Here is an 18,527-nt window from a genome sequence, read left to right as displayed (position 1 = left end):
GTTCTGCCCGCGGTGACTCGATCACCTCGCTCGAAGTTGCTGCTCGAGCACCTTCAGCCTCTCTGCCAATTCCGCGTTCTGCTTCGCCTGCGCTTCCAGCCTCGTCCGCAGTTCCGCGATCTGCGCATCCTTCTCCGCGCGAAGATCGCGCAGCGCCTCAGATCGAGCATTTCGAGCGTCCGGCCTGATCTTGTAGCATTTGGCAATGGCCGTCGACATCTGCCCGCGCTGCGGCAGGCAATTCTCTCGCCGCCCGACCGAGCACACCTGCGAGCGGCTCCCGATCGCGCCCTTGCTCAAGGGCAAAGAGCCGCACGTGCTCGCGCTCTACGAACGCTTCATGCGAGCCGCCAAGTCCGCCGGCAAGAACCGCGGCGATTCCAAGCTGCAGGTCCGCGCGCTCAAGACCACCATCGCACTCAGCGCCCCCCGCGTGATGGCCAATCTCACGCCGCAGAAGAACAAGCTCAAGGTGCTCCTTGTGCTGCCCGGCTTGTGCAACCACCCCCACCCTGCGCCGCCGCCAGGAGATGAGCACGCTCCGCATCTCGCACGAATTCTCGCTCTCGTCCGAGGCCGACTTCGACGATGCGTTCGAAGAACTCATCCGCGAATCGCGCGACCTCGCCGCGGGCTGATGCTTGTGCAGAACGTTCGGTGTGGCTCTTCTTGTCGCGCGTGGCCCGGCGCTTCGGCATCACGGACAGATCAACTCGTTGTACCCCTTCAGAAACTGCACGAAATCAGCATCTTCGACGAGCCCATCCCCGTTGAGATCCGCCGGGCAACCAAACGCCGCCGCCGGATCGGAGCAGTCGAGAATGTTGTACGCCGCGAGAAAGATGACAAAGTCCGAGTCGTCCACGAAGCCGTCGCGATTCAGGTCCGCGGGGCATCCCGCTGCGAGCCCCACATACACCGTTGCATGATCAAGATTGACCCAGCCGAAGTTTTCACTCCACACATAGCCGCGCAGCCGCGCGCCCGGCATTCCGACACCAGCGGTCCAGTCGATGCGCGCCGGATTGCCTGTCAACGCGGTGTCGAAGTTGAACCATCCGGCATTCTCACCCCACGCATAGCCGGTGAGCTTGCCCGTGCCATCCACGTTGATGCCGAAGTTCGCGCCGGTCGTATTGATGTACGGCCCCACTCCGTCGGCCGGGCCATTCCCGAGATTGATCCATCCGATGTTCTCGCCCCACACAAAGCCCTTGAAAAACCCCTGGTAGTTCGACGCCGAGCGCGGATAGAAGCGCGCACCAAGAGGCGCGCTCGGCGCGCCCGCATCAGCCCAGTTCAAGAAACCCGCGTTCTCACACCACGCGAACTTGTGCGCGGGGTCGGTCCAGAGCGACTGTGCCGCGGCAAGCCGCGACAACAGCACGACGCTTGCTGAGCCCACCAGCCCGACGATTGCCCGCTCTCTCCGCATTCATCCAGTATCGCACGCGTGCTCGTCCGCCGCAAGAGAATCCGCGGCAATTGATCCGGACTCTGCACGCCCGCCGCTCCGGAAATTCGCCTTGGCGAAATCGCGAGATTCCTTTACAATCGGCTGATCCTTCGGAGGTGCTCGCATGCGTCACGCTGCTCGAGTTTTTGTCATGGCCGGCCTGATTGGTGCCGCGGCATTCGTGATCGCCGGGCCGCTCAACCCGCCCGCCGGGACCGTCAGCTCAACGGGGAAGACCACGCAGGAAATCTACGACGCGGTGCAGAGCGTGAATTCGAGCGTCGGCGGCGCGGGCCGGGGCGAAGGCGTTCCGGGCGCGGACATGCAGGCGGGCACGATCGACATTCCCGCGGTCAGCGGGTTTCCAAAGATCACCGCGCCCATCGTCGGCATGACCTGCGATCTCGCGTACACGGCGCAAACGGGCGGCGGCTCGAACGGGCAGGCGACTCTCACCGAGTTTTCGGTGCTCCGGAATCTCGATCCCGGCTCGGTCTCGACGTTCAGAGTGATTACGGCGGGCACCCATTTGCAGACCGTGACGGTCAAGCTGACAAACGCATCAGGAAACATCGAGTACAAACTGACCGACGCCGTCCTGACTCGGGTGACGACGCAGTTGATCCAGCGCGCCGACGGCACCTTCGCGCAGCTCGAAAAAACCTGGTTCGCGATGAGCAAGCTGGACATCACGACACCGCTGGGTGTGGCGAGCTACAGCTTCGTCAGCACGCCCTAAAGCAGCAGCATTTCGCGTTGTCCTTCGCGCCTAAACCTCTGAATGCACTGGGTGGAGCTGCAGCCGCTCAGCCCATGTGCCTGATCACCGCGTCGCCGAACTCCGAGCATTTCACTTTCTGAACCGAGGTGTCACCCTCCGCTTTCATGAGCCGCTCGAAGTCGTACGTCACGGTCTTCGCGCTGATCGCGCCGTCCATGCCCTTGATGATCAAGTCCGCGGCATCGCTCCAGATCTTGTCCCCGCCGCTCCCCATATACCGCAGCATCATCTCGCCGGAGAGAATCACCGAGCCCGGGTTCACCTGATCCAGGTTCGCATACTTCGGCGCCGTTCCGTGCGTCGCCTCGAAGATCGCGTGACCCGAAACATAGTTAATATTCGCGCCCGGTGCGATCCCGATGCCGCCGATCTGCGCCGCGAGCGCATCCGACAAATAGTCGCCGTTCAGATTCATGCACGCGATGACGTCGAAGTCCTTCGGCCGCGTCAGCACTTGCTGGAGCGTAATGTCCGCGATGCTGTCCTTGATGAGCAGCATCTTCTTCCACTTGCCGTCGCCGTGCGAAGCGCCGATCGACGCGAGCACGCCCTCGACTTCCTTCACGATCTTCGCCTTCTGATCCGCGGTCATCATGTCATAACCGGGGTCGATCATCTTCGCATTCGCTTCCGCGCTGAGCCCCGGACTCGAATCGCGATTGCCGAGAATCCACGACTCGCGCTCCGTCACCACCTGCGCCCGGAAGAACTGCACGGCAACCTTGTACCCCCAATCCTTGAATGCTCCTTCGGTGAACTTCATGATGTTGCCCTTGTGAACAAGGGTCACGCTCTTTTTCTTCTCTTTGAGCGCGAACGCGATCGCGCTGTGCACAAGCCGCTCGGTCCCCAGATATGAAACCGGTTTGAACCCGATGCCGACCTGCACCGGGTTGTCGCGCGCCGGCGCGCCGATCGCCTGCAGCGCGCTTTGCCACGAATCGCCTGCGGCCTTCGTCCCAAACCGCACCTTCGCGAAATCCTTCGGGAACGTCTGCTGCAGAAAATCCAAAACCTTCTGCGCCTCCGGCGTTCCCGCGGCCATCTCGATGCCCGCGTAGATGTCCTCTGTATTTTCTCTGAAGAGGATCATGTCACAGTCCTGCGGGCGCTTGACTGGTGAGGGCACGCCCTTGAACCAGCGCACCGGGCGCAGGCAGACATAGAGATCGAGCAATTGGCGCAGCGCGACGTTGAGCGAGCGGATGCCGCCGCCGATCGGCGTTGTGAGCGGGCCCTTGATGCCGACGAGATACTTCTTGAAGTCTTCGATCGTCTGATCGGGGAGCCAGTTGCCGGTTTTGTTGAACGCCTTTTCGCCCGCGAGCACTTCGTGCCAGTGGATCTTGTACTTGCCGCCGGAGGCCTTGTTCACCGCGGCATCGATCACGCGCACCGATGCGCGCCAGATGTCTGGTCCGGTGCCGTCGCCTTCGATGAACGGGATGATCGGATCCGCGGGGACGTTGAGTTTTCCGGCGGACATCGTGATCGAAGAAGGCATGTTCAATGCTCCAATGGTTCTGGCTTGATAGGTCGTGGGGGCGGGGACGCCCCGAAGGGAAACTGACAGGGGGGAAGGTTAGCCGGAATGGGGCCTCCGCGGCACGGGGTACACAGGTGCTGCGAACGTTCGCCGCAACCCTCAAAGAAAAGGATCGGGCGGCTCTTCGCCGCCCGCCGTCAGTCGCCGCATGTTCACGACCTGGGTGTGGCGGCCTCTACGCAGCGGGCATCCATTCCCATCCGCCGCCCTCAATCGCAGAGCAGGGTGTTGTAAGCGGTGACAAACAGCACGAAGTCCGCGTCATCCACCAGTCCATCGCGGTTGATGTCGTTCGGGCAGGCCGCGGGCATATCCGGATCGGTGCAATCGAGCAGGTCGTACGCGCCGGCGAAGATCGCGAAATCTGCGTCATCCACGCGGCGATCGAAATTGAAATCCGCGCCACAGAAACTGGGCGCGTTGTTCAGATCGAGATACCAGAACGAGTCGGAGACCCCGGCGAACACGCTCGCGTCGGCGTTCATGCAGAGGGCGGTGATGCCGCTGTTCGGGCCGAATTCGATATTCCGCGAGGCAAGGAACGACTCGAAGGTCTGCAATCCGGATTCATCGTTCCAGATGTACGACTGCGAATCGACGGAAAACGCGATCGTGCGTTCGTCGGCGCTGACGCCGGCGATGGTGAGCCAGGGATAGGCATTCTCGCCCTGCGGCAGGAAGCAGATCGTCTCCGGTAAGCCCGCGTGCCGTCCCGCAAGCGGGACGGTCAAGTCCCAAGACACAAGAGCCGCTCCATCGGGCATCTGCATCATCGCGTACACGTGCGATCGATCGGCGCTGAAGACGACCTCGTCGCCGCCGGAAATCATGTCCGGCAGCGACGGCAGCGTTTCCACGCCATCCGCCCGAGTCCAGAGCCGGAACTGGTTGGTTGCGTACAAGTAGTACGCGGCCCGCTCGCCGTTCGCGGAGATCGCGGCGTTCCACGGCGTATCGGTGCTGATCTTTTCGCTGGCTTCGCCGTCCCAGAGGAAGAGCCCGTAGTCGGAATCGTTGTCCGCCCAAAGCATTTTGGAGCCGTCGCGAGTCAGTGCGAGGCCGCGACCGTACGACTCACTGTTCGGCATGTAAACGCCCGAACCTTCCGAGACGATCCAGTTGCACGCGCCCGAGCGCCAGTCCCGATGAAAGCCGTACTCACGTCCCGCAATCCGGTTGCCATCGGCGCTGATCGCGTGACGCCACGGTTGAAACGACCAATAGCCGATCGGCGAGAACCCGGTTCCGGCGCGCCAGACTTGGCCGGCCGGTCCCGTGCTGAACGGGGGGTTGTAGCTGCCGGGCAAGGCGCCGGCGACTGTCGAACCGTCGGCCGTGAGAGCAGTGGGTCGGAATTCAGTCGGATAGCCGGGCCGCAGCGCCGTGCCGCCCCCGAACGCGGGTCGCAGCGCAACTGCGGCAAAGCAGAGGCCGGACGCAAGGCGGGTGAGGTGTGAATGAGTGGTGCGGGTGTTCATCGCTTGGGCTCCAGGTGCGGGCCGGCATGGCCCGCCAGACTCCGGGCGAGGAAAGCGGGGAAAGGGCGCAAGGGAAACCGGTGAAAATGAGGGGAGATTGTGCAATGTCGGATGTCGAGCGGGGGTAGTGGACCGGTTCGACTTTGGTGACCCGCCTCTCCGAAGCTGGCCTCCTGAAACATGCCAACCTGGCGCGCGGAGGGAGGCCTGGGAAGCTGCGTTGTTTCCGTTTCCGCTCTTGCTCCGGCACTTGGAGGTGCCAATCGCGGATCACCGGCAATCGAGCGCGTCGTATGCGCCCGCGAACAGCACGAAGTCCGCGTCGTCCACCTGGCCGTCGTCGTTCAGGTCAGACGGGCAGCCCGGAGCCATGTTCACGTCCGAGCACAGCAGCAGGTCGTACGCGCCCGCGAACAGAACGAAATCGGCGGCGTCTACTGCGCGACCGCGGGATTCAAGGGCCCGCCCGTCGATGGCATGCTCGAGCTCGGCTACAGCGTTGTCCCGTCTCACCACCGCCGCGGCATCGCAACCGAAATCGTCCAGCTCCTCATCTCCTCGGCCTCACACCAATTCCAAATATCTTGCTTCTGTGCCCACACTCTCGCCGGCGACCCGGCTTCGTCCGGCGTGCTCCGGAAGAACGGGTTTGTGTCCGCGGGGACGGTGATCGATCCGGAAGACGGAGCGTTGAGAGATTCGAGCGGAAGGGGTGAGCAGCAGGGTTTGATGTGCGGAGCGGGCGGTGCATCGGCGTAGCGCGGGCGCGCTCGGTGCGATTGGTCTCGTTGTGGCGCTGTGGGCACGAACGTATTCGGTTTGTCCCGCTGCGAACTGCTTTGTGATGAAGAGCGGGCTTCCCGGTCTCGGCCGAGCGACGCCAAGTTCAATCAATCCGCTCTGGATACAAGTTCATCCGCTCGAGATCAAGTTGCAGGTCAGCCGCGTCGTCGCGGACTGGTCCGGCTTTGCGATCGTGGTTCACACGCAAGCGGACGAAGGCGTGATCATCAGCCGCGCTGAGCGAGGCACATGCCGCGGCAGAACGCGCGCACACGCGGGGATCGGAAATGCGGGTTCGCATCGAAACGGAGATCGGTGCGCCGTTGACGGGAGCGGCTTGATTGACCGGATGGATGCATTCGGGGATATCGACGTTTTTCGGGCGTGCCGCGCATTCGCCGCCGCTACCGGCTGCTCATCACAAAGCCGTTGTTGATGACGGAGGAAAACTGCCCGCTGCCGTCGTCGCGCCTGACCAACCAGCCGCCGCAGAGAACATTGCCTTGAGGGCTGTCCTTCGGCGCCAGCAAACCACTGATATCGACGAGTCGCGGTTGCTGGAAGTAGACGGTGGTATTGTCAACCACCACACGAAGCTCGCGATACGCGGGGTCGTTGTCTTGCCAATCCTTTTCGAGAAAACCGGCGAAGACGATCGGGATGCCGCTCTTGGCGACGGCTCCCGTGAGCAGCGCGCCGATCGCTTTGTTGAGCCGATCTTGCCAGGCGCCTTTGCCGATGGTGACGAGTGCGCGGAGTTTTTCGAGCAGGTCGTCGTGTGCCGCGGGCCAGCGATCGTCGGTGGTGTCGATCTGCGCGAGCGTCTCGGCGAACTTGTTGCCGGTGGTGACGATGCGTTTGTCTTTGGTGAGGCGCTGACCATCGCAGGCGGGGCAGTCGATGGTGACTTCTTTGATGATGTCCTGCTTGATCGGGAATCCGGCTTTGTCGGGCTTCACGGTCCGCGTGCCGGTGACGACCTTCTTGGTCGCTTTGCCCGATCCCTTGCAGCTGCTGCAGAGCGCGGCATCGTGCCAGCGCTTGAGCGCGAGCACCGCCGCGGAAGGTGCGGGGGCGCGGGGTGCTTTCACTGCGGGCGCTTTGGCGTCGTTCGTCGTTGAATCGGAATCGTCGGATTGGGGCTGCTCGGCCGGCACGCCGGGCTCCGGTGTACTCGGTTCGGCGCCTCCCACACGTCCGACCACGCACGCGATCAGGACAACGGCAAACAAAACTCGATGCGTGAACGAATTCATGGGAAGCCCTCTGAGCGGTGCACAGATCGCAGCGAACAAAAACACGGATGGAAGATACCGAAACGCGATCCACAGATTTGTGGAATCCGCCTTGCGGATGCTCCGCCATTCCTCTGCCCCTCCGGGGCAGGCGGGTACGGGCGATCGTCTTAAGGGGTTCGCCGCACCCTGTCCACGGGTTGCGCTTCGCCCGCTATCGGCGGGCTTCGCTGCACCCGTGGCTACATTCCCGCGCCCCGCTGGGACGGGGATTCAGAAATGCGATTCGTTTTCGGTTGCGCGCGCGGCTGAACGCTCTCGACGAGTTCGCTTCGAACTTTCCACGGGTTACGCTTCGCCCGCCTATTGGTGGGCTTCGCTTCACCTCTCGCTACATTCCCGCGCCCCGCTGGGGCGGGGATTCAGAAATGCGATTCGTTTCAGCGGGTTTTGCTTCGCATTCAATTGCCTGCTTATCGCCCCATTGGGGCGACGGCTTGTAGCCACGTGGTGGAGCGGCGGTGCTCTGACCGCCGCGGAACCCGTGGAAGACGGAGACCTCAGAAACATTCCTGTATCTTGTTTCCGCCCCGGCGGGGCGGGGGAATCTGTTCCAGCTCGGCGAGAGAAGTCACACAAAGGGACCCACATGCCCGGCACGTATTCACAGATTCTCTTGCACATCGTTTTTTCGACGAAGTGCCGCGAACCGTGGATCACGCGCGACGTCGCGTCTCGCCTTTATCCGTACATCGGAGGCATCGTGCGCGCCGAGAAAGGCGTGCTCTACGACATAGGCGGGGTGGAGGATCACGTTCACATGTATCTGCGTTGGCGCGCCGACGGTGCGGTCTCGAATCTGATGCGCACGGTGAAGGCGCGATCGTCTCTTTGGGTGCACCAGACATTTCCGAATCTGGAGCGGTTCGCGTGGCAGGAGGGATACGGCGTGTTTTCGGTGAGCAAGTCGCAGGAGGACGCGGTCAAGAAGTACATCGCGATTCAGCACGAGCATCACCGGCGCGAAGACTTCAAGTCAGAACTTCTGCGGCTGCTCCGCGCGCACCGGATTGAGTTCGATGAGAAGTATGTGTTTGAGTGAGGAGGGGAGGGGAGGGGTGGGCCGGGGGATTCCTCTGCCCCTCCGGGGCAGACGGGTGGGGGCGATTGTCTCAAGGGGTTGTGGCGCACCCTTTCGACGGGTTGCGCTCGGTCGAAACGACCTCGCTCCACCCGTCGCTACATTCCCGCGCCCCGATGGGGCGGGAATTCAGGAATGCGATTCGTTTTCGGTTGCGCGCGGGGCTGCACTTTCTCGACGGGTTGCGCTCAGTCGAAACGACCTCGCTCCACCTGTCGCTACATTCTGGCGCCCCGTTGGGGCGGGGATTCAAGAGAGCCGATTGGCGTTGACGACGTGAGGGTCGTCTTGCATCGCTTGCCTTTCGCCCCAACGGAACGAGGGCATGCGGCCAGCGCTCTCGCGCCCGCTCGTTTCGCCCCATAGGGCGATGGCTTGTAGCCACGTGGTGGAGCGGCGGTGCTTTCACCGCCGCGGAACCCGTGGAAGGCGGATCCCTCCAAAACATTCCTGTACCTTGTTTCCCTCCCGGGGGCGAACAACCGAGCCGACTCTCGTCGGAAAGGGTTCACGATCAAAGGGGGTGCCGAAAGAGGAATTCTCGGATGTCTCTTTCTCCTAATTCGCGGATTTGGTATTTGTCGAGCACATGAAGGAGTCGGGCGGTTTTCTCGACATGCCCTCGGTCGGTGAGAAGCTGGAATTTGCACGTGTAGGCAACAGCAGCGAATTCCCTCAGTACTTCGACGTCGCTTTGCGATTGGACACAAAACGGCGGTCGGCCTTCCCAACTGACCCACAAACCCTTTCCATCGTGCCAGCTCTGGAATCCGTTCATTCGAATCTCCGTGAAGAACTGCCAGCCTCCGAAATGGATGCTGCTCCGTTCTCCATCGGCACGCAGATTGGCTTGGCGAAGCGACGCTGCTGCCGTTGAATTCATGGGCTATCGGTCTTCGCTAAACTCCTATTCGGGCTGAATTTATGAGTTGTGCCCATTAATCCGGTCAAAAAACCATTGACACGTACGGTAAAAGTTTGGTATGCTGTGAACCCGTGGGCGGTCGTTCGCTCTTCTATGTCTTTTCTTCTTTTTCTACAGGGGGCCTTCTATGCGAACACGGGACGCGGGACGCCGCACGAGACGGACGCGCCGGGAAATTGTCGAGGCGATTCGGGCGATGGAGAAGCGAGCGGGGCGCGTGCCGCGGAAGGTGGAGTTTCATGCGCAGTCGCGGATTCGGGAGCACGCGTTGCAGCGTGCGTTCTCGAACTGGGGCGAGGCGCTGAAGGCGGCGGGATTTGAGCCGTATCACAAGAAGCCGCTGAGCGATGAGCAATTGCTGGAGGATTGGGGAGGCGTGGTGCGGAAACTTGGGCGGCGTCCGAAGCGCGACGAGTACAACAAGCTCGGTCGGTTCAGTCCCTACCTGCTGAAGAAGAGCCTGGGGAGTTGGAAGCGAGCGGCGGACTTGTTCTGCTCGTTTGCGAAGGGCAAGGCGGAATGGAATGACGTTGTTGAGGTTTTGAAAGAGAAGGGCGAGGAAGAGGATGTCGCGGCGAAGTTGCTGGGGCGCGAGAAAGTGGCGCCGTCGACGGGGGTGTTGCTTGGGGGATCGCGTCTCGAGCCGGTTCGTTTGAAGGGGGCGTGGCGGAGGAGCGAGAAGGGGTGGAAGGGGCTCGGCACGGTTGGGCATGGCGACCCGCTCGATTTCCGGCGGCTGCGGACCGCGCCGGTGAACGAGAGCGGTGTGATCTTGCTGTTCGGGATGATTGCGGCGGAGCTTGGGTTGATGATCGAAGCGGTGCAGCCGGCATTCCCGGATTGCGAGGCGAGGTATCTGTGTGAGGATGGGAAGTGGCGGCGGGTGCGGATTGAATTTGAGTACGAGAGCCGCAACTTTGTGTTGCACGGGCATAAGCCGGAAGGGTGTGATGTGATTGTGTGCTGGAAACACAACTGGAAGGAGTGTCCGCTTCAGGTGATCGAGCTGTCGAGCATCGTGAAGCAGCTCAAGGCGGCGTGAGGAAGAAGAAAGGCACTAGGCACTGGGCACTTGGCATCGGGCATCAGGCATCAGGCATCAGGCATCAGGCACCGGGCACCGGGCACTGGGCACTAGGCACTAGGCACTAGGCACTGGGCACTCAAATGGCCAAATCGCCAAAGGGCCAAAGAGAGTCATCGAGTCATCGAGGCATCGGGCATCGGGCATCAGGAAAACAGAGCCAAATCCCGGAGCGCAGAACAATGAAGCGCAAAGCCTTGAATCTGCGATGCAGAGCGAAAGACACACCGGGTCTGATCGAGACTCGGTGCGCGTGCGTGTCAAGAACGGCGGCGGCGACGCGGCGCGATCGCCAGCAGCGCGAGCGCGATGGGGCCCGGCGCGGGGACCAATTCAACGTTGAAGTCGAGTCCGGTCGTGTCGCCGTAGAAACTGCCCGCTTGGAAGCCGACAGCGGCGTCGATCGTGTCGCCGGCGGCGAGATTCATGGCGAATGTGCCGCTGGAAGCGGTAGCGAGAAACCCGTTGACCAAGCCATCGAAGACCGAGACGTTGTTGACGAGCAGGTGCACATCGGTCGTCGTCCCGATGATGTAATCCTGTCCGATGAAGTTGGCGCTGAAGGTGTACATGCCCGCCGTGGGGGCGGTGAAGCGTGCGAGGCTGTAGTCTCCGGCACCGGCGCCGGGGTGCAACGCGAGTTGCCCGGGATCGAGGACGACCGTGCCCCAATTGATGGCGGAGCCGGTACCGTTGTGAATGGCGCCGAGATAGCCGAGGTACCCATAGGCGCCGTAGTGCCAAAAATCGAAGCCGCTCGTCGTTCCGTTGACGCTGAAGGCGGTGAAGGCGCCTCCGAGCGATGTTTGTCCGCCGAAAGACCAGACGCCGTTGGGATTGTTGGAAGTGGAGAAGTCTGCCGCGGCGTTGTATGTCGTGGCGTGCGTTGCGGAGCATGCGGCGGCAAGGACAATGGCGGCGGAAACTGCGAACGCTTGCTTGCTCATAAGAAACTCCTTCTGTTGCGAACGGGGAAATTGCTCGTTTGGGAGTCTGCGTGCGACGAGGCGGAGTCTTGCGGCGAAAGAGCACAAATCTGCTCTGTTTTTTGGCAAAGGCACCGGATTGATTGGTCCAATTCGCTTGGTTTTCTTTCTGCCCTCCGTGTCCTTTGTGTTCTCTGTGGTGAACCCTTCCCACTTTCCCGATTCTGCTACGCTGCCGCGATGAAGACGACATGGTGTGCCGTTCTGGCCGGGGTAGGGGCCGCGTTGGGACTGACCTCCGGATTTGCTCGCGCCCAGGAGAAACCCATCGCGTTTGTCAACGCGCGGGTGATCCCGATCGAAGCCGGCGGCAAGGCCGCGGAAGAGATCGAGCGCGGCGTGGTCGTCGTGCAAGGCGGCAAGATCGTCGCAATCGAGACGCTCACCAAAGACGCGAACTACAACGCGCCGAGCGGCACGACGGTCATCGACTGCAAGGGCAAGGTGATCATGCCCGGCATCGTCGATACGCACAGCCATGTCGGCGGCATCGGCGGCGCCGACGGGAGCGCCACGATCCAGCCGAGCGTGCGCATCTCCGATTCGCTCAACCCGTTCGACTCGGGCTACCGGCGCGTGGTCGCGGGCGGATTGACGACGATCAATGTCATGCCGGGGTCGGGCCACCTGATGAGCGGCCAGACGCTGTACATGAAGATGCGGATGAAGGATGGCAAGCCGGCGCACCGCATGGAGGATCTCGCGATTTTCGATGAGAACGGCAGCCCGATGGGCGGGATGAAGATGGCGAACGGCACGAATTCGCTGCGGGAGCCGCCGTTTTCGGGAACGCGCGGGAAGAGCGCGGCGATGGTGCGCGAGGTGTACATCAAGGCGCAGGAGTATCAGAAGAAGTGGAAGGAGTACGACCAGAAGGTGAGTGCCGCGGCGAGCGAGGAAGAGAAGGCGAAGATCAAGGCGCCGGCACGGGACCTGGGCATGGATGCGCTGGTGGAGGTGCTGGAAGGAAAGAGGATCGTGCATCATCACACGCACCGCGCGGACGACATCGCGACGGTGATCCGGATCGCGCGGGAATTCGGATACAAGGTGGTGCTGCACCACACGAGCGAGGCGTGGAAGATTCCGGAGGAGATCGCGCAGGCGCAGAAGGACGGCGTCGTGCTTGGATGCAGCATCATCCAGATCGACTCGCCGGGCGGGAAGCTCGAGGCGGCGGAGAAGAGTTTCGTGACCGGTGGCGTGCTCGAGAGAGCGGGCGTGCGGGTGGGGCATCACACCGACGACTGGATCAACGATTCGAGGCTGTTTCTCAGGTGTGCGGCGATCGGCGTGCGGGCGGGGATGACGCGCGCCGGCGCGCTGCGCGGATTGACCCTGAGCGGCGCGGAGATGCTCGGGCTGGAAAAGCGGGTGGGGAGTCTGGAAGCGGGGAAGGACGCGGACCTTGTGATCCTGAGCGGCGACCCGCTGAGCGTGTACACGCACGTCGAACAAACCTGGGTCGATGGGAACAAGGTGTTCGATCGGTCGATCGATGTGGATTACCTGCACGCGGTGGGCGGGTTCGGCGCGGGGCGTGATCAGGAGCCGTACTTCTGCTGCTTTGGGCAGTAGTAAGGTATCGGGCATTCGGCGTTCGGCAATCGGCATTGGGCATTGGGCAATAGGGGAAGGCAGCGAAGCATCACGACGCATTCGAACGGGAAGGTGACATGAGCGATTGGAAACTGAGCGCGGCGATCGGGTTGATGTTGGTTGCCGGCGCGGCGCTCGCGCAGGACATCGCCATCAAGGGCAAGAAGGTCTACACCATGAGCGGCGCGCCGATCTCGGACGGCGTGGTCGTCGTGAAAGACGGAAAGATCGCGGGCGTCGGAAGAGCCTCGGAAGTCACGCTGCCCGACGGCGTGAAGGTGATCGAGGCCGCGGTGGTCACGCCGGGGCTCGTCGATGCACGCGGCACGGTCGGTGTCTCGGGCTTGTTCAACACCAGGCAGGATTCGGATCAGCTCGAGAAATCCGCTCCGATCCAGCCCGAGATGCGCGCGATCGACGCGTACAACCCGATGGACAAGCTCGTGGAATGGGTGCGCGGATTCGGCGTGACGGCCGTGAACACCGGTAACGCGCCGGGCGCGCTCGTGAGCGGACAGACGATCGTCGTCAAGACGGCTGGAAACACGGTGGACGAAGCCGTGATCCTGTCGCCCGCGATGGTGACCGCGACAATCGGACCGGGCGCGTTCGAATCCGGCGGCAAGGCGCCGGGCACGCGCGGCAAGCAGGTCGCGATGCTGCGCGAGGAGTTGATCAAGGCGCAGGAATACGCCAGAAAGCGCAGCGCGGCCGAAGCAAAGAAAAAGGTCGGCGAACCGGCCGAGTCGGGGAGCGAGGATTCGAAGGAAGAAGAAAAGAAGGATTCCGACGCGCGGAATCTCCGCCTCGAGATGCTCAGCGACGTGCTCGCCGGGAAAGTGCCGCTGGCGATCACGGTGAACCGCGCGCAGGACATCGAGAGCGCGCTGCGCGTGCAGAAGGAATTTGGCTTCAAACTGATTTTGGACATGGCCGCGGAGAGTTACCTCGTCGCCGATCAGCTGGCGAAGGCGAACGTGCCGGTGACGCTGCACCCGACGATGTATCGCGCGGTGGGCGAAGCGGAGAATCTCAGCTTCGAGACCGCGGCGAAACTGAAGAAAGCGGGCGTGCTCTTCGCGATCGAGAGCGGATACGAGAGTTACGTTCCAAAAACGCGCGTCGTGTTGTTCGAGGCCGCGGTCGCCGCGGCAAACGGATTGAAGTTTGAGGATGCGCTCGCGAGCATCACAATTGATGCGGCGAAGATTCTCGGCGTCGATAAGCGCATCGGCAGCCTCGAAGTTGGCAAGGACGCTGATGTCGCGCTTTACGACGGCGACCCGTTCGAGTACACGACGCACTGCGTCGGAACGGTTGTCGACGGCCGAGTTGTCAGCGAGGGCAAGAAGTAAGCTAAGCGCTTCCCTGCGGGAATTGCTTGCGTCGACCAACTGCCGGTGAATCCAAAAACAGATGCTCGAGTGATCGCGCGTAAGGCGAAGATTCATAGGCGGTTACGCACGGTTGCGCCCGGTTTGTCCACATCGGATTCTGCTCAAGGATTTTGTGACCACGATCCGATATTCTCTGTCCCCCGCCCCTGAGGTCTCTACGGAGCGGACGGAGAGCAGAGAGATCCCGCGAGGGCAGAGAGAACGCGAAGAATTTTCGCAGAGAGACAAAGGAACGGGCTGCCGACAGGCGGCTCGTTTCGTTTTTAAGGGAGTGATTTGATGCGGTAGCATGGCGCGGAGCGGGTCGAGGGATGCGGGCGGAGGGGGGTGTGGGGCCAACGAAAGGAGAAGCCGGGTATGAGCGCGAAGAAACGATCGGTGGCGTTGATTGCGGTGTGGGGTTTATCGCTGGGATCGGCGGTCGCGGGAACGCCGGAGGCTGGAAAACCGGGGGAGTACACGACGATCGACGGGCGGTATCTACCGAATCCGCCGGCGGCGTTCGGGGGTGAGATCAGCCCGAACGCGGCGGGCTCGAAGCCGTACTGGCCGCCGTTGGTCGCGCCGCCGAAGGGGGCGCCGAACGTGCTCTTGATCATGACGGACGATGTGGGGTTCTCGGCGCCGTCGACGTTCGGCGGGGTGATTCCGACACCGACGCTGGACAGGATCGCGGCGGCGGGGCTTCGGTACACGAGGTTTCACACGACGGCGCTGTGCTCGCCGACTCGCGCGGCGCTGTTGACTGGCCGCAATCACCACTCGGTGGCGACGGGCGTGGTGGTGGATCAGGCGACGGGCTATCCGGGCTACAACAGCGTGATGCCGCGGGACGCGGCGGCGATTGGCGAGATTCTCCGGCTGAACGGGTATGACACGTCGTGGTTCGGGAAGGACCACAACGTGCCGAAATGGGCGGCGAGCCAGGCGGGTCCGTTCACGGACTGGCCGACGGGACCGGTGAAGGGGTTTGACTACTACTACGGGTTCATCGGCGACGACACCAACCAATGGCAGCCCAACAACCTGTTCCGGAACACGACGCCGATCGAGCCGTACCTGGGCAAGCCGGGCTGGAACCTGATCACGGCGATGGCGGACGAGGCGATCGGGCGCATCCGGATGATGAGCGAGGTGCAGCCGGATCGTCCGTTCATGATCTACTACGCACCGGGCGGCACGCACGCGCCGCACCATCCGACCGAGGAATGGGTGAAGAAGATCGAGGCGATGGATCTGTTCAGCGAGGGCTGGAACGCGCAGCGCGAGAGGATCTTTGCGAACCAGAAGAAGCTCGGGATCATCCCGGAGAGCGCGGAACTGACGCCGTGGTCGAAGGACCTGCCGGAGTGGAGTTCGCTGTCGGAGGAGGCGCGGAAGCTTTATGTTCACCAGGCGAACATCTACGCGGCGTATCTCGCGTATACGGACCATGAGATCGGGCGGGTGGTCGAGGCGATCGAGAAAGCGGGGAAGCTCGACAACACGCTGATCATCTATATCAGCGGCGACAACGGGGCGAGCCCGGAAGGAACGCTGAACGGTTTGTACAGCGAATTCGCGGTGGCGAACGGGATTCACCCGACGGTCGAAGAGAACATGAAGTTCTTTGAAGAGTGGGGCACGGACCAGACGTACCCGCACTTTGCGGTCGGATGGGCGTGGTGCTGGGCCACGCCGTATCAGTGGACGAAGGAAGTCGCTTCGCATTTCGGCGGGACGCGGAACGGCATGGCGATGAGCTGGCCGGCACGGATCAAGGACAGGGGCGGCATCCGCCACCAGTTCCACCACGTGATCGACGTGGTGCCGACGATTCTGGAAGCGGCGGGCCTGCCCCAGCCGGTGATGGTGAACGGCGTCGCGCAGCGTCCGATCGAGGGCGTGAGCATGGCGTACACGTGGGAAAAGGGGGATGCGCCGGGGCGGCGGACGACGCAGTACTTCGAGATGTTCGGTTCGCGCGCCATTTACCACGACGGCTGGATCGCCTCGGCGCCGCCGATCCACGCTCCGTGGGATCTTTCGTTGGCCAAGCCGAATCCGGACGTCATGAACGGATTCAAGTGGGAGCTATACAACATCAACGAGGACTGGACGCAATCCAAGGACCTCGCGTCGCAGATGCCCGACAAGCTGCGCGACATGCAGCAGCGCTTTACGATGGAAGCGGAGAAGTACCGCGTCTTCCCGCTTGATGACAGCGTGCTGACGCGGTTTGTGTCGCAGGAGAAACCAAACTACGCGTTTGGCCGAACGGAGTTCACGTATTCCGGCGAGATCGCGAACGTGCCCTTCCCGGGGATCGGCGGTTCGCCGAGCCTTTTGGACCGGGACTTCGCCATCACGGCGGAGTTCAGAGTTCCCGAGGGCGGAGCCGAGGGGATGCTGATGACCGACGGCGGGAGGTTCGGCGGGTACGGGTTCTATCTGCTCAAGGGCAAGCCCGTGTTCACGTGGAACCTTCTGCAGCTTGCGCATGTGAAGTGGCAGGGCAAGGACGCGCTCGCTCCGGGCAAGCACACGCTGGTGTTTGACTGGAAGTACGACGGACCGGGATTCGGCAAGGGCGGCACCGGCACGCTGAAAGTAGACGGCGCGATTGTCGACGCGCACGCGATGCCCAGAAGCATTCCGGTGATTTTGCCCTGGTGTGAGACGTTCTGCGTGGGCGTTGATACCGGTACGTCGGTGGACGGCAAGGACTATGAGGTTCCGTTCCGGTTCACGGGCCAGAACCTGGTGGTTCGGGTGAAGCTGGGACCGGTCGAGCAGTAAGGACCGCTTGAATTTCAGCACTTTCGGGCCGCCTTCGGGCGGCCTGTTTTTTGTCTGGTGCGGGAAGCGGAGGATCGGAAAGAAGACCGCCCCGGGCGAGAGCGCCCGGGGCGGAGAAGTGGTCAGTGAACGAACCGCCAGGAACGGACTGACCGGAGCGGCGCGACGCGTGCCGCCTCGAATGCGAATCGAAAATCAGTTGCGGCGGCGGCGACCGGCGATGAGGCCGGCGAGACCGACGAGCGCGATGGAACCCGGCGCCGGGACGAGATCACCCTGAACGACGAGGTTATCGAAGCGCTGATTGCCGCTGGCGGAGGTAGCGCCCGGAACGACGATGCGGAAGAAAACGTTGGCCTTGTTGGCGAGCGCGGCGTTCGTGAAGGAGAAGAAGTAGTCGCTGACGACGATGCCGGAGCTGCCGAAACCCGGGGACGAGGCGCCGGGGACGATGATGCCGAGGTTGTTGTAGGTGGAACCGTTGAGCGAGTACTGCACGGTCGCGTTGGCGCCGCCGGTGCCGGTGCGCTGCGCGGCGAAGGAGAAGACGATGTTGGTGTAGTTGATCGTGCTGAGCGAGAAGGTCATCGAACCGCCGTCGGTTCCGACGATGGCAAGGGACATCGCGCCGGACTGGCTGCTGGGGCCGCCGGGGGGCGAGCCGCTGCCGGGAAGGCCGAGCGTGGTGCCGGCGAAGTTGGAGGCGGTCCCGACGACGTTGAGGTCGCCGCTGCCGACGTTGGGGCTGAGCGAACCGTTGTCGAAGCCGTAGTGCTTGAGGACCACGGCGGCATTGGCCGCGGAAACAGCGGTGCCGGCCACGAGGGCCAGCGCGAACATGGAAATCTTCATCTCTCAAACCTCCAGAAAAAAAACTCATACGAGTATTCGCGCGCCGCGGAATGGCGCCCCCAACGGAGGGGTGAATATTCGAGCATGACGATAAACGCGGGCGCGCGACTGGAGTATCCGGATTGCGCGCAGTCTTCGCGAAGATCGTGTGAGCAAGATGAACGTGCTTTGAGAATGGCGCTCGCACTGTGAAGGAAGCGCCAAGATTCGGCGCATCGACGTGTGATAACTGTTCGAGCGTGGAATCTGGGATTGCTGCGCGTGTGCAGGGCTTTCCGGAGAGCGTGCGGCACCGCGAATTTCCGCGATTTCCGCTCGCGGGCGCCGCCGATGATGGCGCCGCACGCTCTCCGGTGCGAGGAAGAAAAACGGGAGAGGCGGAATGTACGCGCGAGCGCGCGTGAGGTGCGTTGCGGTTGCGCGCTGATCGGATCAAGGTTGTGTGAAAGCGTGCGCGAGGCCGGGCGGCGAAACGAAGACGGAGCG

Annotated in this window: 16 protein-coding genes; 9 read left to right on the top strand and 7 right to left on the bottom strand. The window is 62.5% G+C overall.

All coding sequences use genetic code 11. The features are described 5' to 3' along the window. Positions 1-21: 21 nt before the first annotated feature. Positions 22-300, bottom strand: coding sequence for a hypothetical protein (locus KF691_13695; protein ID MBX3390497.1), 279 nt, complete (start codon positions 298-300; stop codon positions 22-24). A 397-nt stretch (positions 301-697) separates the two neighbouring features. Beyond that, the gene (locus KF691_13690; GenBank protein MBX3390496.1) at positions 698-1,435 is read right to left on the bottom strand and encodes a hypothetical protein; all 738 of its coding nucleotides are present in this window, start codon (positions 1,433-1,435) and stop codon (positions 698-700) included. A 145-nt stretch (positions 1,436-1,580) separates the two neighbouring features. Here KF691_13690 and KF691_13685 point away from each other — a divergent pair, with 145 nt between their 5' ends. After that, the gene (locus KF691_13685; protein ID MBX3390495.1) at positions 1,581-2,195 is read left to right on the top strand and encodes a type VI secretion system tube protein Hcp; all 615 of its coding nucleotides are present in this window, start codon (positions 1,581-1,583) and stop codon (positions 2,193-2,195) included. Positions 2,196-2,262: 67 nt separating this feature from the next. Here KF691_13685 and icd read toward each other — a convergent pair whose 3' ends face one another. Both icd and KF691_13675 read right to left on the bottom strand, forming a co-directional pair. After that, positions 2,263-3,741 (bottom strand): isocitrate dehydrogenase (NADP(+)), encoded by a 1,479-nt coding sequence (gene icd / locus KF691_13680; GenBank protein ID MBX3390494.1) that lies wholly within the window; start codon positions 3,739-3,741, stop codon positions 2,263-2,265. Between the two features lie 251 nt (positions 3,742-3,992). Then, positions 3,993-5,261: a hypothetical protein gene (locus tag KF691_13675; GenBank protein ID MBX3390493.1), complete on the bottom strand. Its 1,269-nt coding sequence runs from the start codon at positions 5,259-5,261 to the stop codon at positions 3,993-3,995. A gap of 180 nt (positions 5,262-5,441) precedes the next feature. Here KF691_13675 and KF691_13670 point away from each other — a divergent pair, with 180 nt between their 5' ends. Both KF691_13670 and KF691_13665 read left to right on the top strand, forming a co-directional pair. After that, entirely contained in the window at positions 5,442-6,020 is a 579-nt protein-coding gene (locus tag KF691_13670) for a GNAT family N-acetyltransferase (GenBank protein MBX3390492.1), read from the top strand. Next, positions 6,007-6,480, top strand: coding sequence for a hypothetical protein (locus tag KF691_13665; GenBank protein MBX3390491.1), 474 nt, complete (start codon positions 6,007-6,009; stop codon positions 6,478-6,480). Before KF691_13670 ends, KF691_13665 begins: the two co-directional genes overlap by 14 nt. On the opposite strand, the gene KF691_13660 is transcribed toward KF691_13665, so the two are convergent. Next, the gene (locus KF691_13660) at positions 6,449-7,300 is read right to left on the bottom strand and encodes a hypothetical protein (protein ID MBX3390490.1); all 852 of its coding nucleotides are present in this window, start codon (positions 7,298-7,300) and stop codon (positions 6,449-6,451) included. The genes KF691_13665 and KF691_13660 overlap by 32 nt on opposite strands. 628 nt (positions 7,301-7,928) lie before the next feature. Between KF691_13660 and tnpA the strand changes: the two genes are divergently transcribed. From tnpA to KF691_13645, 3 genes are all read left to right on the top strand, one after another. Next, the gene (gene tnpA, locus KF691_13655) at positions 7,929-8,381 is read left to right on the top strand and encodes an IS200/IS605 family transposase (protein ID MBX3390489.1); all 453 of its coding nucleotides are present in this window, start codon (positions 7,929-7,931) and stop codon (positions 8,379-8,381) included. 628 nt (positions 8,382-9,009) lie between these two features. Next, on the top strand, positions 9,010-9,297 hold the full coding sequence (locus KF691_13650; GenBank protein ID MBX3390488.1) for a hypothetical protein: 288 nt from the start codon (positions 9,010-9,012) through the stop codon (positions 9,295-9,297). Between the two features lie 175 nt (positions 9,298-9,472). Continuing rightward, complete coding sequence (locus KF691_13645; GenBank protein ID MBX3390487.1) at positions 9,473-10,387, top strand: hypothetical protein; 915 nt, start codon at positions 9,473-9,475, stop codon at positions 10,385-10,387. Between the two features lie 302 nt (positions 10,388-10,689). Here the strand turns inward: KF691_13645 and KF691_13640 are convergent, their stop codons facing one another. After that, the gene (locus KF691_13640; protein ID MBX3390486.1) at positions 10,690-11,376 is read right to left on the bottom strand and encodes a hypothetical protein; all 687 of its coding nucleotides are present in this window, start codon (positions 11,374-11,376) and stop codon (positions 10,690-10,692) included. A gap of 219 nt (positions 11,377-11,595) precedes the next feature. Here KF691_13640 and KF691_13635 point away from each other — a divergent pair, with 219 nt between their 5' ends. From KF691_13635 to KF691_13625, 3 genes are all read left to right on the top strand, one after another. Next, positions 11,596-12,993, top strand: a complete 1,398-nt coding sequence (locus KF691_13635; GenBank protein MBX3390485.1) for an amidohydrolase family protein — start codon at positions 11,596-11,598, stop codon at positions 12,991-12,993. Between the two features lie 98 nt (positions 12,994-13,091). Continuing rightward, positions 13,092-14,369: an amidohydrolase family protein gene (locus tag KF691_13630; protein ID MBX3390484.1), complete on the top strand. Its 1,278-nt coding sequence runs from the start codon at positions 13,092-13,094 to the stop codon at positions 14,367-14,369. A gap of 399 nt (positions 14,370-14,768) precedes the next feature. Continuing rightward, positions 14,769-17,189, top strand: coding sequence for an arylsulfatase (locus tag KF691_13625; protein MBX3390483.1), 2,421 nt, complete (start codon positions 14,769-14,771; stop codon positions 17,187-17,189). 195 nt (positions 17,190-17,384) lie between these two features. On the opposite strand, the gene KF691_13620 is transcribed toward KF691_13625, so the two are convergent. Continuing rightward, positions 17,385-18,041 (bottom strand): PEP-CTERM sorting domain-containing protein, encoded by a 657-nt coding sequence (locus KF691_13620; protein MBX3390482.1) that lies wholly within the window; start codon positions 18,039-18,041, stop codon positions 17,385-17,387. Positions 18,042-18,527: the final 486 nt, after the last annotated feature.

Source organism: Phycisphaeraceae bacterium (genome assembly GCA_019636555.1).
Lineage (GTDB): Bacteria > Planctomycetota > Phycisphaerae > Phycisphaerales > UBA1924 > JAFEBO01.
This window is presented reverse-complemented; position numbering and strand designations above follow the sequence as displayed.